Origin of the sequence: Psychrobacter sp. ER1 (genome assembly GCF_048631835.1) — a bacterium.
In the GTDB taxonomy this organism is placed as follows: Bacteria; Pseudomonadota; Gammaproteobacteria; order Pseudomonadales; family Moraxellaceae; genus Psychrobacter.
Map to the genome: position 1 here is coordinate 2344087 of NZ_CP184640.1, position 24950 is coordinate 2369036.

18 protein-coding genes and 5 pseudogenes are annotated in these 24950 nt (G+C 43.5%); 8 read left to right on the forward strand and 15 right to left on the reverse strand.

The features are described 5' to 3' along the window. Positions 1-12: 12 nt before the first annotated feature. The 4 genes from ACOBWA_RS10860 to ACOBWA_RS10875 are packed head-to-tail and all read right to left on the reverse strand — an operon-like array spanning position 13 to position 2733. Positions 13-276 carry a hypothetical protein gene (locus ACOBWA_RS10860; protein WP_420229351.1) on the reverse strand — a complete coding sequence of 88 codons (264 nt, stop codon included), beginning with the start codon at positions 274-276 and terminating at the stop codon, positions 13-15. Next, complete coding sequence (locus ACOBWA_RS10865; RefSeq protein WP_420229352.1) at positions 239-1150, reverse strand: PP2C family protein-serine/threonine phosphatase; 912 nt, start codon at positions 1148-1150, stop codon at positions 239-241. Before ACOBWA_RS10865 ends, ACOBWA_RS10860 begins: the two co-directional genes overlap by 38 nt. Next, positions 1150-1386, reverse strand: coding sequence for a hypothetical protein (locus ACOBWA_RS10870; protein WP_420229353.1), 237 nt, complete (start codon positions 1384-1386; stop codon positions 1150-1152). The genes ACOBWA_RS10865 and ACOBWA_RS10870 overlap by 1 nt, the downstream gene beginning before the upstream one ends. A 3-nt stretch (positions 1387-1389) precedes the next feature. Continuing rightward, positions 1390-2733 carry an MFS transporter gene (locus ACOBWA_RS10875; protein ID WP_420229354.1) on the reverse strand — a complete coding sequence of 448 codons (1344 nt, stop codon included), beginning with the start codon at positions 2731-2733 and terminating at the stop codon, positions 1390-1392. Positions 2734-3499: 766 nt separating this feature from the next. Between ACOBWA_RS10875 and nirB the strand changes: the two genes are divergently transcribed. Next, entirely contained in the window at positions 3500-6085 is a 2586-nt protein-coding gene (gene nirB / locus ACOBWA_RS10880) for a nitrite reductase large subunit NirB (protein ID WP_420229355.1), read from the forward strand. A gap of 90 nt (positions 6086-6175) precedes the next feature. Then, entirely contained in the window at positions 6176-6526 is a 351-nt protein-coding gene (gene nirD, locus ACOBWA_RS10885; RefSeq protein ID WP_238036651.1) for a nitrite reductase small subunit NirD, read from the forward strand. Between the two features lie 522 nt (positions 6527-7048). On the opposite strand, the gene ACOBWA_RS10890 is transcribed toward nirD, so the two are convergent. Both ACOBWA_RS10890 and ACOBWA_RS10895 read right to left on the reverse strand, forming a co-directional pair. Beyond that, positions 7049-8170 carry a Fic family protein gene (locus ACOBWA_RS10890; protein WP_420229356.1) on the reverse strand — a complete coding sequence of 374 codons (1122 nt, stop codon included), beginning with the start codon at positions 8168-8170 and terminating at the stop codon, positions 7049-7051. Between the two features lie 586 nt (positions 8171-8756). Beyond that, positions 8757-8999 (reverse strand): helix-turn-helix domain-containing protein, encoded by a 243-nt coding sequence (locus ACOBWA_RS10895; RefSeq protein WP_420229357.1) that lies wholly within the window; start codon positions 8997-8999, stop codon positions 8757-8759. Positions 9000-9213: 214 nt separating this feature from the next. Here ACOBWA_RS10895 and ACOBWA_RS10900 point away from each other — a divergent pair. Further along, positions 9214-9514: pseudogene (locus ACOBWA_RS10900) on the forward strand (transposase); the annotation flags it as partial. Between the two features lie 494 nt (positions 9515-10008). Here ACOBWA_RS10900 and ACOBWA_RS10905 read toward each other — a convergent pair. The 4 genes from ACOBWA_RS10905 to ACOBWA_RS10920 form a co-directional block, all read right to left on the reverse strand. Next, positions 10009-10866, reverse strand: coding sequence for an ABC transporter ATP-binding protein (locus tag ACOBWA_RS10905; RefSeq protein WP_420229358.1), 858 nt, complete (start codon positions 10864-10866; stop codon positions 10009-10011). Between the two features lie 15 nt (positions 10867-10881). Beyond that, a complete protein-coding gene (locus tag ACOBWA_RS10910; RefSeq protein WP_420229359.1) occupies positions 10882-11868 on the reverse strand; it encodes a FecCD family ABC transporter permease in 987 nt (328 codons plus the stop codon). A 53-nt stretch (positions 11869-11921) separates the two neighbouring features. Beyond that, positions 11922-12782 (reverse strand): heme/hemin ABC transporter substrate-binding protein, encoded by an 861-nt coding sequence (locus tag ACOBWA_RS10915; protein ID WP_420229360.1) that lies wholly within the window; start codon positions 12780-12782, stop codon positions 11922-11924. 152 nt (positions 12783-12934) lie between these two features. Next, positions 12935-13990 carry a ChuX/HutX family heme-like substrate-binding protein gene (locus ACOBWA_RS10920; RefSeq protein ID WP_420229361.1) on the reverse strand — a complete coding sequence of 352 codons (1056 nt, stop codon included), beginning with the start codon at positions 13988-13990 and terminating at the stop codon, positions 12935-12937. A 560-nt stretch (positions 13991-14550) separates the two neighbouring features. Here ACOBWA_RS10920 and ACOBWA_RS10925 point away from each other — a divergent pair. Both ACOBWA_RS10925 and ACOBWA_RS10930 read left to right on the forward strand, forming a co-directional pair. Continuing rightward, a complete protein-coding gene (locus ACOBWA_RS10925) occupies positions 14551-16731 on the forward strand; it encodes a TonB-dependent receptor plug domain-containing protein (protein ID WP_420229362.1) in 2181 nt (726 codons plus the stop codon). A gap of 102 nt (positions 16732-16833) precedes the next feature. Continuing rightward, positions 16834-18087, forward strand: a complete 1254-nt coding sequence (locus tag ACOBWA_RS10930) for an HmuY family protein (protein ID WP_420229363.1) — start codon at positions 16834-16836, stop codon at positions 18085-18087. A 457-nt stretch (positions 18088-18544) separates the two neighbouring features. Here ACOBWA_RS10930 and ACOBWA_RS10935 read toward each other — a convergent pair. Further along, positions 18545-18934, reverse strand: a pseudogene (locus tag ACOBWA_RS10935) (NAD(P)H-dependent oxidoreductase); the annotation flags it as partial. 66 nt (positions 18935-19000) lie between these two features. Here ACOBWA_RS10935 and ACOBWA_RS10940 point away from each other — a divergent pair. Then, positions 19001-20292: pseudogene (locus ACOBWA_RS10940) on the forward strand (IS3 family transposase). A 46-nt stretch (positions 20293-20338) separates the two neighbouring features. Continuing rightward, positions 20339-21139: pseudogene (locus tag ACOBWA_RS10945) on the forward strand (IS3 family transposase); the annotation flags it as partial. Here the strand turns inward: ACOBWA_RS10945 and ACOBWA_RS10950 are convergent. Both ACOBWA_RS10950 and ACOBWA_RS10955 read right to left on the reverse strand, forming a co-directional pair. Beyond that, positions 21140-22147 carry an HAD-IC family P-type ATPase gene (locus ACOBWA_RS10950; protein ID WP_420229364.1) on the reverse strand — a complete coding sequence of 336 codons (1008 nt, stop codon included), beginning with the start codon at positions 22145-22147 and terminating at the stop codon, positions 21140-21142. A 14-nt stretch (positions 22148-22161) separates the two neighbouring features. Then, positions 22162-23340: a heavy metal translocating P-type ATPase gene (locus tag ACOBWA_RS10955; RefSeq protein ID WP_420229365.1), complete on the reverse strand. Its 1179-nt coding sequence runs from the start codon at positions 23338-23340 to the stop codon at positions 22162-22164. Positions 23341-23528: 188 nt separating this feature from the next. On the opposite strand from ACOBWA_RS10955, the pseudogene cadR reads away from it, so the two are divergent. Next, positions 23529-23959 (forward strand): annotated as a pseudogene (gene cadR / locus ACOBWA_RS10960) (Cd(II)/Pb(II)-responsive transcriptional regulator). A gap of 124 nt (positions 23960-24083) precedes the next feature. Here cadR and ACOBWA_RS10965 read toward each other — a convergent pair. Together ACOBWA_RS10965 and ACOBWA_RS10970 are read right to left on the reverse strand one after the other, a co-directional pair. Continuing rightward, positions 24084-24257, reverse strand: a complete 174-nt coding sequence (locus tag ACOBWA_RS10965; RefSeq protein ID WP_420229366.1) for a hypothetical protein — start codon at positions 24255-24257, stop codon at positions 24084-24086. A 47-nt stretch (positions 24258-24304) separates the two neighbouring features. Beyond that, the gene (locus ACOBWA_RS10970; RefSeq protein ID WP_420229367.1) at positions 24305-24886 is read right to left on the reverse strand and encodes a hypothetical protein; all 582 of its coding nucleotides are present in this window, start codon (positions 24884-24886) and stop codon (positions 24305-24307) included. Positions 24887-24950: the final 64 nt, after the last annotated feature.

The following is a 24950-nucleotide window of genomic DNA, read 5'->3' on the forward strand; positions in this document are numbered from 1 at the left end:
TGAAAGTAGCACTCAGTTTTTAGAGACATCACTGGTTAAAAGTGGATCATGGGAGGATACGCTATTGGGGTCCACTTGATTGTAAGCGGGCTCACCAATGCGTTTGTGCTTGGACAGGCTCAAACCGATTTTGCGTTCCTTTAAAAACTCACGTAGATAATGCCCATCAGCAATGACGTTGAGACTTGGTGACTTCAAAACAAATGCATGCTGGTCATCATCCTCTACTAAATACACCTCACTGCGAGCCGTGCGCGCGATGATTTTTGACCACAAAATTATCAATCTGTGCCCCTACTGCCAAGCCCGTTGGTAAGCGATAGTGATTGATATCCTGAGCGTGACTACTGTCGCTATCCACACTTTGATCAAGAGCAATGCCGTTGTCGGTTTCTCTGTGCGTTTTGCTCTTTGTGATTGCATCGTTCATACCCAGCATGATCACACTGAGGTTATCGTAACTGCCCTCGCTAAAGGCATGTTCACATAAGCGCTGGCTCATCTGAAGATGGTCGATGATTTGATTGGGACATCCCACTGATTGGTGCATAATCTGTACAGCAGCACACAACTCAAACTGTAACTCTGCGGGCGCGATAGACTCATAAACCCCATCAGTCATGAGCGCCAGACACTCGTTTTGATGCAAGGTAAACACCGACTGTTGCAGCTCAACTCGGGTATCAGCACCGATAGCAGCAGACAACGCCCCTTTGTCTCGTCCGTGGTGAATGTGATGGTCTTTGGTCAATAGCACCATACTGTCGATACCGATACGATAGATACGAGAGTCGCCTGTATGAAACAGATGAATACGGTCGCCTATGCATAGCAGTCCTGATAAGGTGGATAATAAAGCTGGCAGGCGCTCATACGCCTGCGGGAAATAAAGCGCATCATTGGCTTGGTGCACCGCCTCCTTAATCACGATGGCAACTTGATTGTCATCAAAGCTATAGAGTGAATTTGGCGATTGCTCTTGCGCTTTGCTTGCAGAGTTTCTTTGCGATTCGCTTGATGCCTCATTTGCTTGCACCCTATCTGTCTGTACCATCTCTGCAAGTTTTGAGGTGATATAGTGTGTCACTGTGTTTATCACTGACTGACTGGCTTGTTTGGGAAACTGGCAAGCACTGACCCCATCAGCCATTAGCACCAATAAAGGCGCTGTAAAGAGGGATGATCGCCACTATGCGCTGACGATGATGAAAAGGATGATAACGATGGGAACCCATAAGGCAAGCAGGTCGTTATGAGTAGGCTATCTTGGTTCTCAGCTTTGCGCCCTGCCATCGTATAAAAATCAGGCAGCCACAATGCAACGTCCGCATCATGACTGCTTACTTGACTTGTCTCTTTATGAGCTTGTTTGACGCTCTCATACATAATTTAGCTCACTTGTATTTGAGCAAAGCTGCCATCTGGCATCTCTTCAATAATAACGCCTTCAGGCTCTTTTAATAAAAACAGCGCCAAGAAGCCAATCACTGCTGTTGCGGCAATCACAAAGAAGAACGCCTGATACGATACCAGACTCAGTACAGTTAGATAGACCACTGACCCGACGTTACCGTAAGCACCCGTCATTCCTGCAAACTGACCTGTCATACTACGTTTAATCAAAGGAATCACAGCAAATACTGCTCCCTCACCCGCCTGTACAAAGAAAGAGCAGAACATGGTAATCAACAGCGCAAGTGCGATCGGCCATGAAGAGTCAACGACACCCATCAACAGATAACCAACAGCCAAACCTGCGGTAAGAATCAACAGCGTGATTTTGCGGCCGAATTTATCACTCAACCAGCCGCCGCCTGGACGTGACATCAGATTCATAAAGGCGTAGCTTGATGCCAAGACACCTGCCATGACGATCGATAAGTTAAAGGTTTCTTGATAGAAGAGTGGCAGCATAGAGACCACAGCCAACTCTGAGCCAAAAGTCGCAAAGTATAAAATATTCAAAATACCGACTTGCTTAAAGTCATATCGGTGAGCTTTTGGCACAGGCGTGGTAAATACTTCCTTATTAAAGCGATAACTGCTGATAAATTCATAAACGTATAACACCACCAACGCAATATAGACGATGTTGACACTTGCCTGACTCAGCAAACTCACGCCAGCTGGTGATAATTTCCACGCCAATAAGGCCAATGCCAAATACATTGGCAGTTTAAATACCATCATGAGCCAGAAGTCACCTGATGAAGTCACCATCATGGCACCCGATTTTTTAGGTTTGAAATACGTAGCACCCTTAGGGGTATCACGTACCATCTTATAAAAAATCACACTATAGAGCATCATAACCACCCCTGAGGTAGCCGTTGCATAACGCCAACCTTCCTCACCGCCAAAGATGGCAGCGGCCGCAATAGCGACTGTCGGTAGTAGCAGTGCCGCGGCGGCAGAGCCAAAATTTCCCCAGCCCCCATAGATACCTTCAGCTGTACCCAGCTCATTAGCAGGGAACCAGTCACTCATGAGACGAATACCGACCACAAACCCTGCACCAACGAAACCTAATAAAAAGCGTGATAGCGCTAACGTGTTGTAATCTTGCGCAAAAGCGAAGGTGAAACAAGGAATAGCGCCAATGGCTAAAATTGCAGTGTAAACAAGCCGCGGACCAAAGCGATCGGTCAACATACCGATGATGACTCGGGCTGGAATAGTCAAGGCAACATTTAATATCAATAAGGTTTTTACCTGGTCTTTGGTGAGGTTCAAGCTCTCCCCTATCGCAGATAAGAATGGTGCATGGTTAAACCATACAAAAAGGTGAAAAAAACGCCATCCACCCAAGATGGAGAATTTTGTTTTTACCGCTAAAAGAAAAGATATTCAGCTTGTTTTTATTTGGCACATCAGGTTTCGATGAAGGCATAGACGATTTCCTCAAATGGCTAACATTAAAGTTATAAAAACGCGTTATGAGTCAAAAACTTATCAGTTGCGACCATTAAGAGAGTGCAATGGATGTGCCAGCTACAAATATAAAATTGATATAGATATGAAACGTCATCTTTTTTAATAGGGCTACGCTTTGTACCAAATGGCTCTAAAGGCATTCCAATTAAATAATATTGCTTAGATAAAACCAAGTTACCCTCGGTTAAGTAAAGTAAGCGATGCACCTTTAAAGTAACAATCAAAACCAATTTGGTGCATTTTTGTAACTATTTTGGTGCATAGGATATAAATGATAATTGTTAAAAAGATCATATTAAGCAACTACTTACAACAGAAAATAGCATCACCAAAAGTACTGGTATGACCTTATAAACTGGTAAGGCTACATACTTTTTAGCTATATAAGGGTTCGATAATTGAATGTCATTAATTGTGTTTGGCACGATTATTGAGGGCTTAATAGTTATAGGCATCTAAGTATTAACGACTATCTATCATTGAACCATTTAAAAATTAACTTGCGACTTTTGGATGGGACATTAGATGAAAGTATTTAAGCAAACCCATTACTGAGGATAGGCATATGAGTAGCACTATAGTGAGTACGATGAATAAAGCTAAATTAGTGGTGATTGGTAACGGTATGGTGGGACATCACTTTATCGAGCGAGCCATAGAGAAAGGCTTACACGATCAGTTTGAGATTCACGTATTTGCTGAAGAGGATCGCCCAGCTTATGACCGGGTGTATCTATCGAGCTATTTTGAACATAAAGATGTGAGTAAACTAAACTTAGTGGACTTGAGCAGGTATGAGGATGCTCAGATTCAGTTGCATCTTAATCAGCGAATCACAAACATTGATGCCGCCAATCAATGTATCAGCACGGAAGACGGTACCCAGATAGACTATGCTGAATTGGTACTAGCAACAGGCTCCTATCCGTTTGTGCCGCCGATTCCAGGGCGCGAGCATCCGCACTGTCATGTCTATCGTACGATTAAAGATTTGGATGATATTCTCAGTACTGCTGAGCAGCCAAAAGTCAAAAGAGGCGTCGTGGTCGGTGGTGGTCTGCTGGGTCTTGAGGCAGCTAAGGCCCTAGTCACACTAGGGCTAGAGACTTACGTGGTAGAGTTTGCGCCTCAGCTGATGGGCGTACAGCTCGATGCTGCTGGCGGTGATATTTTAAAACGTAAAATTGAAGCCCTTGGCGTCAAAGTACTAACAGGTAAAAATACTAAGGCCATTATCGACAATACCCTATCGGATGAAGCATCGTGTCATCTAACCATGCAGTTCGCTGATGATACGTCGTTGGATACCGACATGATCGTCTTTAGTGCGGGTATTCGTCCGCAAGATGGCATTATCAAAAGCAACCCTGAATGCGGTATTGAAATCGGCACCCGTGGCGGTATTCTGATTGATGAAGCCTGCCGTACCAATGCTCCGAATGTCTATGCCATTGGAGAATGCGCCGTATGGGACAACACCGTTTTTGGCTTGGTCGCACCAGGTTATAGCATGGCCAGTATTTGCGCCGCTCAAATCGCAGGCGATCACGCTCAGACCTTTACAGGCGCTGATATGAGCACCAAGCTCAAATTGATGGGCGTCGATGTGGGCAGTATCGGCGATGCGCACGGCGCAACAGAAAACAGTTTGAGCTACTTATACCAAAACCCTGCTGAGGGTATCTACAAAAAACTGGTAACCACAGCAGACAATAAACGGCTACTGGGCGCTGTATTGGTAGGCGACACTGAGGACTACAATAATCTCTTGCAGCTATTTCTAAACGATATTGACCTGCCTGCCCATCCTGAAAGCCTGATCCTACCCAACGTAGAAAAGCCCACCATGGGTATCGAGAACCTGCCCGATAGCGCCACGATTTGCTCTTGTTACAACGTCACCAAAGGTGCTATTTGTGCCGCCGTTGAAGACGGTGCTTATACCATGGCAGAGGTGAAATCATGTACCAGTGCTGGTACCGGCTGTGGCGGCTGCGCACCTATGGTAAAAGACACATTAGGCTATCAGCTAACCGCGCTTGGTTTTGAAGTCAATAATGATCTGTGTGAGCATTTTGCTTACTCACGTCAGGAGTTGTATAGCTTGATTCGAGTACAAGGCATTAAGACATTTGATGCACTATTAGATGAGCACGGTAGTGGTCATGGCTGCGAAATTTGCAAACCAACTGTCGCCTCTATTTTGGCGTCTTGCTGGAATGATTATGTACTCAAGCCCGAACTCACGCCACTGCAAGACAGCAACGATTACTATCTAGGCAATATTCAAAAAGATGGCACTTATTCGGTCGTGCCACGCGTGCCTGGCGGTGAAATCACTGCAGATAAACTCATCATCCTCGGACAAGTCGCCAAAGAGTTCAATCTGTATACCAAAATCACTGGCGGTCAGCGCGTCGACTTATTTGGCGCACGTTTAGACCAACTGCCCGATATCTGGACCCAACTGGTCGATGCTGGATTTGAGACGGGCCATGCTTATGGTAAATCTCTGCGTACAGTGAAATCTTGTGTGGGCAACAACTGGTGTCGCTACGGTGTCGATGACAGTGTGGGTTTAGCACTTAGACTAGAAGACCGCTACAAAGGAGTACGCTCACCACACAAAATAAAAATGGGCGTATCTGGATGTACCCGTGAGTGCGCTGAAGCGCAAAGCAAAGATTTTGGGATTATTGCCACTGAAAACGGCTGGAATCTCTTTGTCTGCGGTAATGGTGGCATGACCCCACGTCATGGCGAGCTATTCGCAACGGATCTTGATACGGATACAGTTGTCAAATATATCGACCGTATTATCATGTTTTATATCAAGACCGCAGATAAGCTTCAGCGTACATCCAAATGGCGCGAGAGCCTTGAAGGTGGACTTGAGTATCTACAGGCAGTCATTATTGAGGACAGTTTAGGTATCGCTGAGGAACTAGAGTCACAGATGCAATTACTCATCGACAACTATGTTTGTGAATGGAAAGCCACCATTACTGATAGCGAAAAACTCAAACGTTTCCGTCACTTTGTTAATAGTGAGCAAGGCGATGACAATGTGGTATTCGTCACTGAGCGAGAGCAGATTCGCCCTGCAACCGACATCGAAAAGACGCAAATAAAAGTAACCGAATTGGCGTAATCTTAACGTGTCAGCGTCTATTAATATTAGACGCTAAAAAGCATTTTTTGTTGTTGGTCTCATTTATATTTTACTATTAAGGATCTTCTGATGACTCAGCTTACTGTGTGCAAAATCAATGATATTATTCCCGAGACAGGTGTCTGTGCGCTCGTAAACGGCAAACAAGTGGCTATTTTTTGCACCAAGCAAACACAGTTATTTGCGCTTGATAATTATGACCCGTTCAGTCAAGCCAACGTCTTGTCTAGAGGTCTGATTGGCGGCACCACTATTACTAACGAGGATGGCTCTGATGAAAATGTACTATATGTCGCCTCACCTATTTATAAGCAACGCTTTAATCTTGTCACAGGTCAATGTTTAGATGACAAAAGCATTATACTCGACACGTATAAAGTAGAGCTTGAGGGTAGCGATGTCATCGTAAAATATAACTAGGTACTTGTGTGTCTAGTACATACTACCTTCTAGACTATTGAAGCAGCCTTTGACTTTAAGAGTCGAAGGCCGTTTTATTCTTCATCAAACCTTTTGTCATCCCCTAATAAATTAATGAGATTGATGTCTGCTAGTAAGTTATCGATATTAAATAAGATTAGAAAAGCTATTTGTGATTATTTATAAATCAACACTAAAATGACAATGCACATTTATCACACAGGAATAAGGCATCTTGCTTTATTTTCTACAATCAATAACTGCATAGTAGATGTATAGCAAAGTCTAAGCGCTTCTATCCTCTTGAACAATCAGCTTGGACTCTATGTTGATCCCTTGTACATACAAAGAAGACCTTCTAAATGTAACCCTCTTATAAAGTTAAGACTTCCTTATCGTATCGAATATTTTAGACCTTCATAATGGAACCACTCATATTATGTCACTGAATGGGTTGTCTCTCTTGCAGTTTGTTCGAATACTTTCTTGCTGTCATAGCGGAATTAAAAAATACTATTTTTATCATAAAACCAACTCATAACTCGTACTACGTCCTGATGCTATAGATTTTTGCATCATGTCCTTCTCTATTAAATCATTAATATCTCGTAGTGCCGTATCTATAGAACACTTGGTCATAGTCGCCCATTTCTTAGTGGTAAGTTTGCCATAAAAATCAGTCAGCAAAATATTTAGCATTTTTACTTGCCTATCATTTAAAGCGTACTGTCGATGCGTCTGCCAAAAGCCCGCCTTACTGATAATTTTATCCGTGGTTTCTTGAGCTACAATGAGGGATTGCTCTAGCGTTTGCAAAAACCACACCAACCAATCCGTGATATCTTTATCACCTTTTTGCGTACGTTCTAGTATTTTGTAATAGTCATTACGCTGTTTAAGAATTTGCGCTGACATACTATAAAAGCGTTGGGCACTGTTATCGCTTTTTGCCAGCATACGTTCTGTGAGTGCTCGTGTTAGTCGTCCATTTCCATCATCGAATGGATGCAAAGTCACAAACCATAAATGAGAAACACCTGCTTTTATGACCAAATCTATATCGTCTTGCTTATTTGACGAAGTGTTAAACCACAATAAAAATTTGCTTAACTCATCTGGCAACCTATCGGCACTCGGGGCAACAAAATGAACCCGCTCGCGACCATACCCACCAGACACTACTTGCATTGGCCCTTTACTATCATCACGAATACTGCCTGCTTGAATACGATAAAGCCCACTATATCCATCTGGAAATAATGCTCGATGCCATCCAAGTAAATCATCTAACAATAGTGGCTGTTGATAACGATAGGTGGCACTTAGCATCATCTCTACCACGGCATCGATCTCACGAGTAGTGGTTGGCATACTGGCATTATCCAGCCCTAAATGCCGCGCAACTGAAGAACGAACTTGCTCATCATTTAGTGTCTCACCTTCTATCTCAGAAGTTTTGATAATCTCTAAGGTCACCGCATCTAATTGTGCCTCAACATTCAGATCGAAACCTAGTGTTAGCAGCTTTCCTAGTAAATGGCCTTGTAATATCCGCACACGACTGACGAGTGGCAATAGCTTTTTGTCCGACCATTGCCATTCAGTCCAGTTTGGATGTTCATGAATATAAGTAACATGCTTCATATGTTCCTCAGAAATATGCAGAGATTAGGACAGTAATCTCCTTATATTATGCAGAGAATAAGTAGTAGAGGCAATACGCAAAAACTCAAAAATGACAATAGTAGATGCAATAAGAGTAGATTCTCAACAAACACACATATTCTTTTATTCTGGTAAGGGCTTGAGTAGAGGTAAAAATACTATAAAAATACAGTGCCCAATTACGAGTTAAATTTTATTCTATTACAATTTACATTGTGATTATTAAATCGTATAATATATACAGGCTATGAATATCGGTGTATGTAAAATAATATCATTTTTTACACGTTCGTTGACCTACCTTGACATGGTAGAGGTCAGCAGTTCGAGTCTGCTTATGCCTACCAAATTTAGAAAGCCCCAGTTTAACGACTGGGGCTTTTTTTCGTCCGTAAAATATGGGCTATAACGGAAAATCTATATTTGTATCCAGTTAAAATCACTATTATTTAATCAGCTTTAAATGATTCAAAAACGCGACGGTGACCAAAACGTGACCGACCCTTAAAAACCATTAAGATTAAAACCCTCTTTTTGACCTCTACTTCAAATTCTGAGCTAGAACCTATTTTTTAGTGTTTTTCTCTTTATCCTCTTTTACACATTCAAATTTTACATATTCAAAAATATCTCCTACCTCTACTTCTAAATACTCACAAAGCTTATCTATAGTATCGAAATCAATTCTAGATGATTGATCGTTGTATATCTTATGCAACGTCGTTTTGCTTACCCCTGTTGCTCGTACGGCATCCGCTACTTTAAGCCTTCTTTCAGCTAACAAAGTTGGGAGATGGTTAACTATCATGCTATAAACTCCAATTATAATTATAAAAAGTACTTTCATAGTTATAAATTTATGGTAAATTACAACCATGGTATCTAAAAGTACCATTATAGTTAAACTTTATATAAGGAACATATTATGTCACATACCTACCTAACTACCCAAGTGAGCTATGCTGAAGAAACCGTAGAGATAAACTTGGTAAACTAATGACTCGATGAGGAGCTTGCTTGCCATGACTAAAAAAATCAGAACTGACAGGGCAACCTTCAAAGCTAAAGCCTTTCATAAGGTAGGGTACGATAACGAATGGCAATATCTCAGCTACCGCAAAGCAGCTTTGTATCGCCATGCAGACCTTATCTAACTGGCACAAGAAAACCAACCAAGGCAAACTTGAGGGAACAGAACAATATGATTCTGAGCTTATGGCGGCGCTTCAGTAAATGAGGCAGCTCAAGCGACAACTTAAAATAGCTGAAGAGGAAAGAGATATGCTAAAAAAGTCCACCGCATACTTTACTAAACACAGCTTGTGAAGTGAGCCTATATTGAAGCCAATCAACAGTTTTTGAACAACTAAATATTGCATCCTCTAGCTAATACAACTAGACGAAACGTAATATCAGTCATCAACAAACCTGCCGCAATCAGCGTGAGCTACTGTGAGCGAGGAATAATCTTAGAAAAATGATAAGGTATTGATTTAGTTAGAGTGTAGAATCGTTAAAAATAATAAAGCACCATCCTGCGTTTTGCTAAATAATTCTAGATAGGTAAAGACATTAGTCTTTTCGACTGATACGAATATCAGACGTATATCTCAATTAAGTTGTCTGATTAAAATATCCCAAGTTAATTTCTACGAGATTAGCGGTAGGGGTCAAAACTGCTTTCATTTTAATAGAAAAAGTCCTACACGTGATTAATCGTATAGTATAAATACTTGAGTTTTAAACCTTCCTCTTCTTAGGTTAAAACAGTCTCTTGAACTCTCATAAAAAATAAAAGAATAGTTTTACTGGAGAGTTTACACAAACACCAAGCCATCTTCAGTCTGATGCATCTTAATATCGACATCATAAACATCGCTTAATTGTGGACGTGTCATCACCTCATTAGGCGTTCCTTGTGCAACAACTTGTCCACCGCTTAATAGCACCACTTCATCAGTATAGCGATGCGCATGGGTCAAATCATGCAACACAACCAAGATACTTTTGCGTTGCTGTCGCACCAAATTATGCAAATAATGAAGTAAAAAACGCTGATGGCGAATATCGAGGTGATTGGTCGGTTCATCAAACATCATGATTTTAGTGTCTTGCATTAGCGCACGCACGATAGCCAAGCGCTGTTTTTCACCGCCTGATAAGGTTTGCACGCGGGCACTGACCAAACTTGATAACTCAAAATCCTGTAGTAAACGTTGCGCGCGCTCAACATGATGGCTATTTGGGCGCTGATACCATGCAAGATTTGGCGAGACTCCTAACAGCGCATAATCCAATACCGTTAACGGCAGCTCAAAACGCTCATGTTGTCCAACCCAAGCGATATGACCATCATTCATGACCTCGTTGATCGGCTGACCGTAAATCGTAATGTGACCATCCGTTTTAAGCGCGGTTCCTGTGTGTTGACCTAAAACCGTATGCAGCAACGTACTTTTACCCGCGCCATTTGGTCCGATAAAGGCGACCAGCTTTTGGCTTGGCACGGTTAGCTTGTCTATTCTTAACAATGTTTTATGACCATGCGAGATATGAATATCTTGCATCGACAACAGCCCGCCTTCATCACTACTCTTGATATCACTACTATCTATAAGACTGTCTCGACTCGCTGGTGATGTCTTTGATATAGCCGTAAAAAATGAATGAAACATAAACACTCTCTCCAATTAACGGCGGCTACTACGCACAAACAGCCAAATAAAGAAGGGGCCGCCAAGCAACGCTAAAACGATGCCAACGGGCACATCCACTGGATAAGCAACATGCCGCGCCGCGCCATCAATGATCAGTAATAATATCGCCCCAAGCCAGCCAGACCAAATCATGAGACGCATCCGCCCGCCGCCAAACAGAATAGCCAATAGGTTGGGCACCATCATGCCAATAAAACCAATGACGCCTGCTAAAGACACCGCTGCCCCTGTTAATAATGCCGAGGCAATCACGACCAAACAACGAACCACACCCACTTTGATACCCAAGGATTTAGCAGCGGCTTCACCAAGCATCAGCCCATCCAACTGGCGACCTAATGGTAATAAAATTGCTAACCCCAATAACATAGAGACAATCGAATAACGCAGCGGCACAAAGCCCGCTTCCGCCATACTACCTGACAGCCAAATGGTCGCCGAGCGCAGCACCATGTCATCAGACATAAATAAAATCAGGCTGACCACCGCCGCACAAAAAGCGCTGATGACAAATCCCAATATCAGCAAGCCCATCTGCCCACCACCCAAAAACCGATGACAAGCGAGAATAAACAAGCACACCAATACGCTTCCAGTAAACGCTGCAAGCGGTATCCCAATGCCACCAAATCCCAATGCCAGAACCAAAACAACACCAAGCGCTGCGCCACCTGATGTACCGATTAAACTTGGATCCGCTAAAGGATTTTCAAATAAAGCCTGTAATGCTGCACCACTAACTGACAACGCCATGCCAACCAACAATGCCGTCACTACGCGCGGATAGCGTAGCTGCCAGATAGTATCGTCAAGATGGCTAGGGCTTGACCATTCGCCAAAGCCAATACCAAGCGCCAACCAAATTAGCAGCACAGATGCGACAGTAGCGGCAACATAATAGATGCTATGTCTGTATTTTCCAGTTTGTATAGGGATAGAAGCGGAAATCGTATTTGCCATGTGAGATATCGTTTTATTGAATATAAAAGAGATTATGCTATATATTGCTTAAGCTATTTTGCTACAGCGTTCAGCTTTTTTAAGACTTGCGGTGAATTCAGACCATAACGTAAAAAGTCATCTGCTGGCCAAAAGTGGACGCCAGCATTTTTACCAGCCGCACTTGCCGCAACCTCAGGACGTTTACTAAATTGACTGACACCGCCAACCACTGCCTGATTATGATCAGCAATGATAATGACATCGGGCTTAGCAGCCAGCCAGCCTTCGCGTGACATAGGTTTTAACCCCGATACGTTTGCCGCATTGATTCCACCAGCACGCCGAATCAACTCATCGCCTACCGTGCCCTTACCTGCAACGATACGACCATCGTAACTTAGCAGATAGCGCTTACCAGTTTTTGCCATAGGGCTCATCTCTGCCTGCCAACGATTTGCAAGCTGCGACCCGGCAGATTTTTTATCAACGTAACTGCCGATAGATTTAATACTGCTTGCAAAGGTGCTGATTTCTTCTTTGGGCGCGACATTGACAGCTTTAACCTTTAAGCCGTTTAGCCGCTGATAAATACTTGCCGGCTGTACCATATAACTGCCGAGTACCAGATCTGGCTTAACGGCTAACACTGACTCGGCGGTGATATTACGATGCAGACCCACGGTTGGTACATTCTTTAACGCTGGATTGTTATTGGTCGCATCTTTGCCCACCAGCTTATTGGTCGCTCCTAGCGCCACAACCACATCGGCGACATCGGGACTCATAGCGACGATACGCTCATAAGCTTGAGCAGAAAGCGATGGCACTGCCAATGACCCAATGATGACAGCACTGCTGATCGTACGAGTGGCAAATTTTGTATTTATAACCAAGTTGTTCGTTAATATTATTTTTGATAATACAGAAGACATAATTATTCCTAATTTGCTAACCTAAAAGATGACACTATTGAAAGGAGCACTAACGTTCATTAAGGACTCAAAATAGCTCACATAACAGCTGTGGCTTAGCTGTTATGTAAATGTCAGTATCCTAAAAATTTTCTGATGTTTTTATGACGGTCTTACGTATTCTCGGCTTCAGCCATTACCGCTGACGCTAGGGCTTCTGTATATGAATGCTCTTGTACCGTATTAGCAACGATCTGCTGCCATTCTTCAAGCTCAGGCGTACCTTCAATACGTTGCCCAAACACGCTAAAGATACTAACGCCGTGACGATCAAACCCTTCAATGCAAGTCACGATACCGTCTTTGGTTGGGCGCTTAACGCTCCATACTTGCGCCAATGCTTTGTCTTTTAAATGCAGCGTAAAGTCATTATGGTCTTTGTCTAAAATATTAAACCAATCACCCATACGCTTGAGTGTCTGTACCGTTCCTGTCTGAATCTGTACGAGTCCGCTATTACCGACAAATATCATCATTGGACATTTGGCATCGCGCGCTTGCTCAAATACCGCTTCGACAGCGCTAATCTCAAGCTGCTGCGTCATCTGTTCTGGTGCTTGACGGTAACTGCTAGCACGATCGATATCGAGATTTTTTAATAATGAGTGGAATTGATGCACGTCTGTCATCGCTTGCCAGCCTTGCTGTAACTGCGCGCGCGCATCTTCACTTAATGCCTTGTAACGCCAGTCATTTAGCGGCTCTTGTACCTCTAACGTCAGTGTCTCATTATTCACCGTTTGCTGCTGCTCCTGAATCATTGCTTGCCAGCGCGCAATAGTCTCAGCGCTTAACTCTCGCAGATAGACTTTGTCAATCGCCGCGCCCTGAGCGTTATAAAACTGAATACTATAAGATGGCTTATCGGCACGGCTGGTATCCGTTACCGCCAGCATATGCTGCCATTGCCACATAAAGAATCGCAAATCCAGCCCACCCACATTGAGTGCCAATCCCATCTTTTCGCCAAGCTTAAGATTGTGATATGGCGCGGTTTTTTCATGCACTGCCAACTCGTTTCTGACAATGCTTTCCATGTCACCAAAGTTTTCAAATTGCTTTAATACAGTTTTGCACTGATCACCCATATACTGGCTATAAGGCGAAGCTAACATCAGTTCAAACTCGCTGATGCCTAGCGCAGCCGCTCCTTCTGTGGGAAATAACATCGGTGTTTTTGCTTTTAATGCTTGGTACTGTTGCCACAGCTCAGTATTTTTTTGGTTAACGATAACGGTTGACTCATGATGGTCTCCATAAAATAAATAGCAGTAAAAAAGCCAATGATCTTGGCTATGTAGTATTGAGATATGAATATCTTTAGAAAATAGCAGCGACGATGATGATTGATGTTTGATGTTTGATAAGACCAATGCCTGCTGTACTACAGTTCTTGCAATGATGCAGCAAGGGTGTATTTATCAAGCAAACCTTTAGCAATTATCGCTTCCAATTCATCATTTATAATTTTGTCTCTAGGCTTCGGGCGAGATCATTATGGCAACATTTTTTCACTTTGTAAATAATAATAATTATCATTTACATCTTGATAATTATTATCTTTTGAAATACTATGTCTGGGCTTTGTTGCTTAATCTAGTGAATCAAGTAACCAAACCTTTAATAATTAATACTATGAAACGGTCGCTTTAGATCACTCTTTTTGTAGCAAAAGGTCTTTAAGTAACACGACTTTCTTACTCTCTCTTTTACGATGGCTGTTTTATTTATGTCAATTTTAGCGTTTAATTTATCGTTGACTCATACGGGACTAAACACCCATCCCTCACCACTGCGTCATAGCCCATTAGCCATCAGTGTGGCATTAGCATTGTTTGCATTCACGTCAGTTTCAGTCCAAGCAGCGCCGATTCTCGCAGAGACTAATGTTGATATGACCGACGATGCAGCCATGCCGAGCACACGTTTAGATCCTATCGTGGTAACGGCCACACGCTCTGAGCGTGCATTAAGCGATGCGCCAGTTGCCCTGCAAGTACTCAGCCGCCAGCAGCTAGATGACAACCATGCTCATACTTTAAAAGAAGCGCTAGCCTTGTTGCCCAATGTGTACTTACGCGAAGTCCATGGTAAAACAGGTTACGAGGTCAGCATGCAAGGCTTTACCGGTGATCAAGTATTGGTGTTGATTGATGGCTTACCCATCACCGCCAGCACTGGCTCGACAGTAAATTTGAATCAATATATGAATATGGATATTGAGCAAATAGAAGTGGTGCAAGGAGCGGCGTCAGCGCAGTTTGGTAGCGCGGCGATGGGCGGCGTCATTAATATCATCACCAAACCCATTGGCGCGGCAACAGGACATATCACCACCGAGATTGCCAGCAATGGGCAGCAAAATCCATCTGGTAAAAAGCTAGATGCCAATAAGCGCTATGTAGAAGCCAGCGTGGAAGGGGCGTTAGATAAAAACCAGCGCTTTCACGCGCGTCTATCAGGCTCGTATCTGGACAATGATGGCTTAAGCTTAGACCATGAAGCATGGCCCAGATTAAAAGATGCCAGCGAGCAATCACAAGTCAGTGCCCGCCTCAGCTACCGCCCTGACGGTAACGACACATCAGGTAATAACAATGACCGCAACGATAGCCGACTGGTCAAAAATTCTCAATATTGGCTAGAAGCCAGCCACTATAAAGAAGACGATATTAGTCGCTTTAACTATTATGTCGCGCCGCGCTATTTGGCACAGCAAAGAGATGAGCACATCAGCAAGCAGCGCTTTAGTATCGGGGCGCGCGCTGATATCGCGCCGCATGTCGATGATCGCAGCAAGACTTATCGATTGTCCGCTCAAGCGCTGCATGAGGAATATCAAAGCGAATCCAATACTAAAACACAGCAAGCCATCACTAGTGCCCGTGATACAGAGATTAGTACGACGTTGGCGCAAGCCCAGCTCGACTTACCTGAGCTATTGCTATCCGATAAGCACCTTCATCTTATCCAAGTCGGCGGTCAGGTTCAGCAAGACAAGTTGAGCCAAACGAAAAACCAAGTCAGCGAGCTTATCAGCGATGACGTCAGCCGTGATGTCGGTGAGCTGTATCTACAAGATGATTGGCTGATTGGCGATAACTGGGAAGTGTTGAGTGGTATTCGCTATCAAAACGATGAAGACTTTGGTGGTCATACAGCGCCAAAAGTATCACTCAAATACAACCATTTGGATGCCAGCGGTCGTGATCATGTCTTTCGTAGCAGTATTGGCGGTGGCTATCGCGTGCCCAACCTGAAAGAACGCTACTACGTCTTTGACCATAGCAATTTGGGTTATAAAGTCATGGGCAACCCCGACTTGCAGCCTGAAACCTCAACCAGTTACCAGATCGGCTATCAAGGTCAACTGAGCGACACCATGAATTTGACGGTCAATGGTTTTTATAACGAGATAGATGATCTGATTCAGACCGATGAAGACAATGCGAGCTTTGAAGGCAATATCGCCATTTATAAATATATGAACGTCGATAGTGCCAAAACCTATGGCGGCGATATTGGCCTTGACTGGCAAGTGGACGAGCGCGCCAAACTACAAGCCAGCTACGCTTACCTCAAGACGCATAACAATGTCACCGATACCGAGCTGACCTATAAGCCCAATCACAAAGCGATGCTGGCACTAGATTATCAAATCAATGACAAATTACAGCTGATCCCGCGCCTCAATTATGAATCCAAACAGCTGATTAGTACCAGCGAGCAAGCGTATTCACCCTCTTGGTGGACACTCGATAGCAAGCTCAATTATGACGCCACTGCAAACTTGAGCTTGTATGCAGCGATTAATAATATCTTTGATGTGCAGCGTGATGTCACCGATACCAGTGACTACCGTCCCATTGATAATCGCGAGTGGTTACTTGGCGCCAGCTACCATTGGTAAGCCTTTGATTCACAATCATTCTAAAGCAAGTGTATTTGTACCGCTATTTTTACCCTTATTTTGTACCCTCTATCTGAAACCACAACCTTCAAGGAAGCTGATATGACCCCCATTTCCCCAGCAATTCACACCAAGCCGACCAAATTGGCATTACTGTTTAGTGGCAGTATTTTAGCACTCAGCATGACTGGTTGCGGGGGCGGCAGTGATGACTCGAATAGTAATGGCAGCGAAAATAGTGATAGTACACCGCCTACTAGCACAGCCAGCTTTAGCGAAACGGCAACTTGGCAAGTCACCAATCTAGCACCTAATACCGCGACCTGTTATGACTTTGATGCCAAAGCTGAAAGCTCGTGTGACGAAGATAAATGGGATATCAAGTTTGATAACCAAGCGCGTTCGGTCAAGCTTTGGTCAAATAGCGGTGATTCTGGCACTGGCAAAGGCGGCGTTTTTGGTTTAATCGATTGGTCAGATTTGAGCCGTTATAGCAATGCAACTCAAGATCCTGATACCAGTCGTGATATTACCATGCACTACAATGAAGACCATAGTGGCGGTATTTTTGATGCGCAGCCTTGGTTTGAATACAATTTAAAAGACAACCATCAGCTCTACCCGAACAATCGTGTCTACCTTGTCACCACAGATAATAGCAGCGCCATGACAGACAGCAGCGTCCAGCAGCCTATTTATGCCATGCAGATTACCAATTATTATAATGATACTGGAACCTCCGGCTACCCTACTCTGCGCTGGATTGATACTGCGCTACCGAATAAGGTACAGACGAAAACCATCGATGCCTCAAACAATGATAATTGGGTCTATTTTGATTTAGCTACAGGAAAAAGTAGCAGCGATAAAAACAGCAGTTGGCAGATTGGCTTTAAGCGTAATGATGTGATTTTAAATGGTGGGGATTCGGGCAGTGGTAAAACTGGCGGTTATCTTGCCGCCACACCAGCCGGATATTATGATGCGCAAGGTAAACCGATTACCAGTCAATTTACCAGCGATGGTAGCGTGGCTACTTTAGCCGACCTTACCAACACCGCTGTATATGATAAACCGCTGAGTGCTAGAAGCTGGGTTATTGACAGTAAAGGCTCAGATCTCAATCCTGCTTATACCGGCAGTTTCCCGAACTTAGACTTTGGCTGGTATACCTACAATGGCATGACGCATCAACTAAATGCCAAACCAGTTGACAGCGCACAAGGCGCGCTCATTAGATCTGCTGAAGGCAATAGCTATGCACGCGTGCGTTTGGATAAAATCAACTATCCTGATAGCTCAGCCACGACTGCGACCTCATGGGAATTTAAAATAGACATTCAGCCTGCTCCTTAGTTTTTTTACCTTTTGAGTTTCGCTCAGCTAAGTTTAACTTATACATAGCGCATTATTTCAGAAAATAAACACATCATTTTAACTGCCCTTCGCAAGCTATCATACTTTACGAAGGGCAATTAAATTGGACAGCTACTAAGCTTAGATCAAAACCCACTTATATTGTCTCTGAAATATCTTCAGAGTTTCGGCTCTCCTTCACTAATTCGACACCATCAGGATCACCATACGCTGACGTACATTCAGAATTCTTAGTCTGACTGTTAATTGCTTATCCAGCTTTAATTGGCATAATAGGAGCATTAGTGTTCTGGAATAAACAGCTACTTAACAATAAGGCTGTAGGTAAAAAAGTATCGCTACTATTTTTGGACTTCATAAGGGCATACTGGCTATACCACAGCATTTTCAGATAGGCGATCAACTCATTATTCATAAGCAATAAAGCTTGCCCTATTTACGCTGCAAACAAGGCACTCAGGTGTTCCTGATACTGCACAATATCGTTATCAATGGTCGGATTCTTAATGGCATCATTCACCATGAATGTTGGCATTGGCTCCATTCCTAGAAACTGATATGCCTTATGAGTAGCGATATATACGCCATCAACGCCAACACCTTCAAAAAACTGCTCGGGATCAGTGAATGCTTCTGTAGGTGCATTCCAAGTTACTGAAAGCATATACTGTTTACCTTGCAGTAGACCACCAGAACCATATTTATCTTCTGAGTTTTGACGAGAACGTCCATCACTTTGATAGAGACTGCCATGACCAATGGTGAAAATCTCATCGATATATTTTTTAACAGTCCATGGCACACCCATCCACCAAGCAGGAGCTTGTTGAGCTATGCTGAAAAAACTGTAGAACCAAACTTGGTAAACTAACGACTCAATGAGGAGTTTATCATGACTAAGAAAATCAGAACCTATAGTGCAGCATTCAAAGCTGAAGCCGTTAAAAAGATAGCAGATAATGATGGCAATGTTTCAGTAACGGCAAAGCAGCTTGGCATCGCTATGCAGACCTTATCTAACTGGCAAAACAAAGCTAATAAAGGCCAGCTTATTGGTACTAAAGAATATGATCCTGAGCTTATGACTATACTAGAAGAGAATAAACGTCTTAAACGTGATCTCAAAGTTGCTCAAGAAGAGCGAGATATTCTAAAAAGGCCACGGCGTACTTCGCCAATGAGGAACGTTAAGAAACAGTCTGGGAGACTGTTTTAGTGACGCAAGACGAAGGGCTATGCCCGCAGTGACAGTTGATGAGGTACGTCTTTATCAAGGATAACCAGAAAATATTTAGCATCACTTGTATGTGTCACGTATTAGATGTCAAGCCATCAAGCTATTATAACTGGATAAATCGTGGTGTTAGTAATCAGCAGATCCACCGCAACCAGTGTGAGCTGCTGGTTCGCGTGGCTCATGATGAAACTAAGCAGCGCTATGGCTGTGAGCGATTGCATGCTCATCTTGCAGAGCAAGGCCATCATATCAGTCAATACATGGTAAGACGCATTAAAGAAGAATACGGCATTGTTTGCCGTCGTCACAAGCGTTTTAAAGTTACCACCAACTCAAACCATAACAAGTTTATTTATCCAAACCTGCTCGATCAAAAATTTGATACCAGTCGTCCTAACGAAGCTTGGGTTAGTGACATCACTTACATATGGACAGATGAGGGTTGGCTATACTTAGCAGGTGTTAAAGACCTCTACACTAAAGAGCTGGTCGGCTATGCTATCCACAAGCGTATGACAGCAGATTTAGTTTGCCGTGCACTCAATATGGCCATCAAGAACAAACGACCCAACCAACAGCTGATTGTGCATTCTGATAGAGGCAGTCAGTACTGTAGTTATGACTATCATAAGATCATTAAGAAGTATAAATTTAAGGGTTCAATGTCCAGACGTGGTAATTGCTTTGATAATGCTCCGATAGAGAGTTTCTGGGGCATATTGAAAAATGAGTTAGTGTATCATCAGGATTATAAAATGAGATTCGAAGCTATCAATGACATCATTAAATATATTGAGCTTGAGTATAATGAGGAGCTATTAGCAAAGCACTGCTTTGCAGCGACGCAAGGCAAGAGCTATGCTCGCAGTGGGACTAGAATCCAAAAGGGTTTGGGCTATAAAACGCCAAGACAGGTGTGGTTTGATTTTTATCGTCAAGCTGCGTAACTAAAATCTCCCAAGTCAATGTCTACAGATTTGACAGCATAGGTCAGTTCAACCATCCAGCTACTATGACTGGATAATTCGTGGTATCAGTGATCAGCAAATACATCGTAACCACTGCCTATTGCTGGTTAAAGCCGCTCATACTGAGACAAAAGAGCGCTATGGTTATGAGCGTCTACAAGCCCATATAACGGCTCAAGGGCATAAGATTAGCAAGTACATGATCAGAAGTATTAAAGAAGAGTATGCTATCAAATGCAAGCGTCATAAGAAGTTTAAAGTGACCACTAACTCAGATCACAATAAACCAATTTATCCAAACCTATTAGAGCAAAGCTTTGAAGCCAAACAGCCCAACCAAGCTTGGGTCAGTGATATCACTTATATCTGGACCTCTGAGGGTTGGCTGTACTTAGCAGGGGTAAAAGATATTTATACCAAAGAGCTGGTCGGCTATGCCATTAATAAGCGAATGACAGCAGATTTAGTCTGTAACGCGCTAAATATGGCGATTAGGAATAAGAAGCCCAATAAAGGCTTAATCGTGCATTCAGATAGAGGCAGTCAGTATTGCAGTCATGACTATCGCAATTTGATCGAACATCATAAGTTTAAAGGTTCAATGAGCCGTAAGGGCAATTGTTACGATAATGCCCCTATAGAGAGCTTCTGGGGCGTGTTAAAGAATGAGCTAGTGTATCACCAAGAGTATCAAACAAGGATGGAAGCCATTAGCGATATTGTTAAATATATTGAGCTTGAGTATAACCAGACTAGGATTCAAAAGAGTTTAGGCATGAAGTCGCCAAGACAGGTGTGGTTTGATCATTATCGTCAGGCCGCTTGATTAAAATCTCCCAAGTTTAGGTCTACGGATTTGACAGCATAGGTCACCTTTGAACCTTAGCAAGCGTAAAGCATTGAGAGTCACTAGTACCGTTGCACCAGTGTCCGCTATCACAGCAATCCATAGTCCGGTAATACCTAGTAAAGTAGTGATTAGAAACACGGCCTTTAGTCCTAGAGCAAAAATTACATTTTGATGAATATTGGACATGGTTGCGCGAGATAAGGCAATGAGATGAGCAACGTCCGTGACGCGACTTTTTAATAATGCTATATCAGCTGTTTCGATAGCGACATCCGTGCCGCCACCCATGGCAATGCCCACATCTGCGGTTGCTAGTGCTGGCGCATCGTTAATACCATCACCAATCATCGCTATCTTGCTATTATCCTTCATCTCATTGAGCAAACGTAGCTTATCTTCGGGCAATAGCTCAGCTTGCCATTCTATATTTAAGTGACTAGCAAGCGCCTGAGCGGTCAGACGGTTGTCACCTGTAAGCATCACCGAACGCACACCCATCGCTTTGAGCTGAGCCACTCCTGCCTGAGCATCATCTCGTAACTCGTCTCGTAGCGCGACCAACCCAAGCCCTTCACAGCTTTGCTCATCGAACAGAACGGAAACCGTCTTACCCTCGTTTTGTAGTGCTTCAATTTGTGCATTTTGTTCTAGTGATATTGATGTTTCATTGGCAGCGTAGATAGGTGATCCGATGGCTAGAGTCCTATCAACTACCGTCGCATGTACCGCTTTTCCCGCAGTAGCATAAGCTTTGGAAGCCATTGGTATAGAGATATTAGCGGCTTTGGCATGATCAATGATCGCTTTTGCCAGTGGATGACTAGAGGCGGACTCAACACTGGCAAACAGCGCTAGTATCTCATCCTGACCTTCAGGCCCTATATGCTCTTGTACTGATTGCTTCTGTGCAAAGGCAATCACGTCGGTCACCAGTGGTTTACCTTCAGTCAACGTACCCGTCTTATCAAAAGCGACAATATTCACGCGACCAATGGTTTCTAAAGCGCTGCCCCTTTGATAAGTAAGCCGTGGCGTGTACCGACAGCCAATCCTGATGCAATGGCAGCTGGAGTAGATAGTACAAGCGCGCAAGGACAGGCGATTAGCAACAGTGCAAAACCCCGATATAACCAAGTCGCCCATTCTCCTCCCATCGCTAGCGGCGGCACGATAATAACCAGTGCGGCAATCGCCATCACCGCTGGGGTGTAGTAACGACTGAATTTTTCAATGAAACGAGCCGTAGGGGCTTTAGAGGCTTGCGCCTGCTCTACCAGATTGATAATGCGTGCAATGGTGTTGTCGGCCGCGGTCTTTTCTACGCAGACTTGCAGCGCTCCTTCCATGTTGATGGAACCTGCAAATACTGCATCGCCCATGGCTTTAGCAACGGGAATTGATTCGCCAGTAACAGGTGAGTCATCAAGACTAGAGCTACCTTGAACAATGACACCATCAGCGGATACTTTATCGCCAGGACGTACCAATACCAGATCATCGATCTGCAACGAAGCTGCAGGAACGTCACGCTGTCTGCCTTGTGCATCAAGTAAAATCGCAGTTTTTGGCACCAATGATGCCAATGCCCTGATACCAGCACGGGCACGATCTGCTGCCACACCTTCTAACAATTCACCGACTGAGAACAAAAAGACAACCGCCGCCGCTTCTTCAGCTTCACCAATGATAAGTGCACCAATTGCCGCGATAGACATCAGCATTTCAATAGAAAACGGGGTGCCTGTCATTGCCAAGGTTATAGACTTTCGGGCAAAAGGGAAAACACCCACAACGACGGCAATAGCAAATGCCCACATGCCATAATCAGGAAAAAGTAATGCCAACGCGTAGGCGACGCTCATCAAGACGCCGAGACCAACCACTTGCTTACCTTTTCTGGTTTGCCACCAACGCTGTTGCTGCGTATCTAATAGATTATCACTAATGCTGTCTGCTGCGTTTGCTTGATCAGTAGTGGCAGATATGCCAAAACCCAGACGCTTGATGGTCTTTTCAATATCGTTGCACTGAGTATCTGAATCAGGGGCAAGCGATAGCTCTAACTTTTCAGTCGCAAAATTAAGCTGTATGTCAGAAACACCGGGCATACGTGCTAATGCAGTTTCAATCTTTCTGACGCAACTGGCACAGTCCATACCTTCAATACGATATTGCATAATAAATTGCCTCATTATAAGAATTCATTTAATAACGCTATTGTGAGCCCTCTAGTGGCTTCAGGGTCAAGGCCGTTTATATGCAATGGTATAAACTTGATTTCCGTAGAGCTAAACCTTATAGTTACTTTAATGTTTTCAGTTTTGAAATGGCTTTGATTTAACTTTGAGAGAACTGTGAGATAACCATGCTAATAAAAATTGGAGAGCTTGCTAAGCGCACAGGTGCTACAGTAGAAACCATTCGCTATTATGAAAAAGAAAAGCTATTACCAGAACCTTCCCGTAGTGAGGGGAATTATCGCTTATATCGCGAAAGTCATATCGAGCGTCTACAGTTTATCCTGCACTGTCGTACACTAGATATGACGTTGGATGAAGTACGGACTTTACTTAAGTACTGGGAAGAGCCTAGCAGAGATTGCGCTGATGTCGATACCTTGTTGGATGAACATATCTGCGCTGTAGAAACACGTATAGAAGAGCTAAAGCAGTTAAAAAACACTTAAGTGTTTTGCGGCAGAAATGCGTTGGTAGCGCACCAGCGAAGTCATGTGGCATATTAAATGCGCTTGCTGATCATTCTTGTCATGAAAATTCGCCATATGGCTCACATTAAATACTATCCGAATAGATGCAAATAATTAATACTTATTCATCGCTATAGATAGCACCTCTGCTGTCTAATAATTACTGTACCGCAATTTCACTTTATTCTATTTGAACTGATTCTAATGACTTGATTAACTAGACTCTGATAACTTGGCCTCTTCAAAAAATGCAAACCATAAACGCCTACCCTCCTCATTAATACGTCGCACCGTCTCAAAATACTTTTGCCGTGCTTCCTCATCTACTAAGGGAGCAGGAAGCAGAGGGTCAAAAACAACACTACGAATACCTGCATCTCCAAGCATGAATATTTTTCGAAGCGCCACGTGGGACGGCAGGTCAGCCAAACCACTTAACCAGTCAGTGAGCTGCTGCGACTTCTCTTTATAATGCTTTTCAAGATGCATGTCTGACCAGAGTGCTCGTGCTTTTTTTGCCTAACCTCATCGAAATCATTGGCCTTAAAAACCGCGGCTTCCTCTTCTAATCCCAAGTCCAATAGACGCTGACGGACGACATCAATACCGCCTAATAAATTATTGGGGCGCAAATAAAGCCCCTTATCGAGTTCACGAAACCCCAATAATGACAAAGCACGAGCACGGGCACGCAGCGCTTTACGATCACTGCGAGGTAACCCACCGGTAGCTACCGCTATCCATGAACCATCGGATTTTATCGTTCTTTTATCCGCTGTCTGCCATAAGGCCACATCGGCGCCCAATTTTTGAGCTTTCGGTCCGAGTTTGTAGGTGGCAGGACCAATCGACTCAGCAAGATCCGCTTGGATCAAACGAGCCAACGTCACACGTATACTATTTTCTGTTATACCAAAGATAGAGCCTGCCAGCACCGCTTCGGAAGCGCTAAGTGTGTTTGCCTCTGCCACCATAAGTAAGCGTAAAAGCAATAAACGAGGCGTTGGTTTGTTCATATTACACCTATTGACGGAATTATTTTTTATATGTAATACTGATCGTAGGAACTACTGAACTACT

Coding starts and splice junctions, on each gene's coding strand:
- ACOBWA_RS10865 (WP_420229352.1), bottom strand. CDS start 1,150: ATGGCTGATGGGGTCAGTGCTTGCCAGTTTCCCAAACAAGCCAGTCAG.
- nirB (WP_420229355.1), top strand. CDS start 3,500: ATGAGTAGCACTATAGTGAGTACGATGAATAAAGCTAAATTAGTGGTG.
- ACOBWA_RS10925 (WP_420229362.1), top strand. CDS start 14,551: ATGTCAATTTTAGCGTTTAATTTATCGTTGACTCATACGGGACTAAAC.
- nirD (WP_238036651.1), top strand. CDS start 6,176: ATGACTCAGCTTACTGTGTGCAAAATCAATGATATTATTCCCGAGACA.
- ACOBWA_RS10890 (WP_420229356.1), bottom strand. CDS start 8,170: ATGAAGCATGTTACTTATATTCATGAACATCCAAACTGGACTGAATGG.
- ACOBWA_RS10955 (WP_420229365.1), bottom strand. CDS start 23,340: ATGCAATATCGTATTGAAGGTATGGACTGTGCCAGTTGCGTCAGAAAG.
- ACOBWA_RS10930 (WP_420229363.1), top strand. CDS start 16,834: ATGACCCCCATTTCCCCAGCAATTCACACCAAGCCGACCAAATTGGCA.
- ACOBWA_RS10910 (WP_420229359.1), bottom strand. CDS start 11,868: ATGGCAAATACGATTTCCGCTTCTATCCCTATACAAACTGGAAAATAC.
- ACOBWA_RS10920 (WP_420229361.1), bottom strand. CDS start 13,990: ATGTTATTTCCCACAGAAGGAGCGGCTGCGCTAGGCATCAGCGAGTTT.
- ACOBWA_RS10895 (WP_420229357.1), bottom strand. CDS start 8,999: ATGATAGTTAACCATCTCCCAACTTTGTTAGCTGAAAGAAGGCTTAAA.
- ACOBWA_RS10870 (WP_420229353.1), bottom strand. CDS start 1,386: ATGTATGAGAGCGTCAAACAAGCTCATAAAGAGACAAGTCAAGTAAGC.
- ACOBWA_RS10970 (WP_420229367.1), bottom strand. CDS start 24,886: ATGAACAAACCAACGCCTCGTTTATTGCTTTTACGCTTACTTATGGTG.
- ACOBWA_RS10915 (WP_420229360.1), bottom strand. CDS start 12,782: ATGTCTTCTGTATTATCAAAAATAATATTAACGAACAACTTGGTTATA.
- ACOBWA_RS10905 (WP_420229358.1), bottom strand. CDS start 10,866: ATGTTTCATTCATTTTTTACGGCTATATCAAAGACATCACCAGCGAGT.
- ACOBWA_RS10965 (WP_420229366.1), bottom strand. CDS start 24,257: ATGCTTGGAGATGCAGGTATTCGTAGTGTTGTTTTTGACCCTCTGCTT.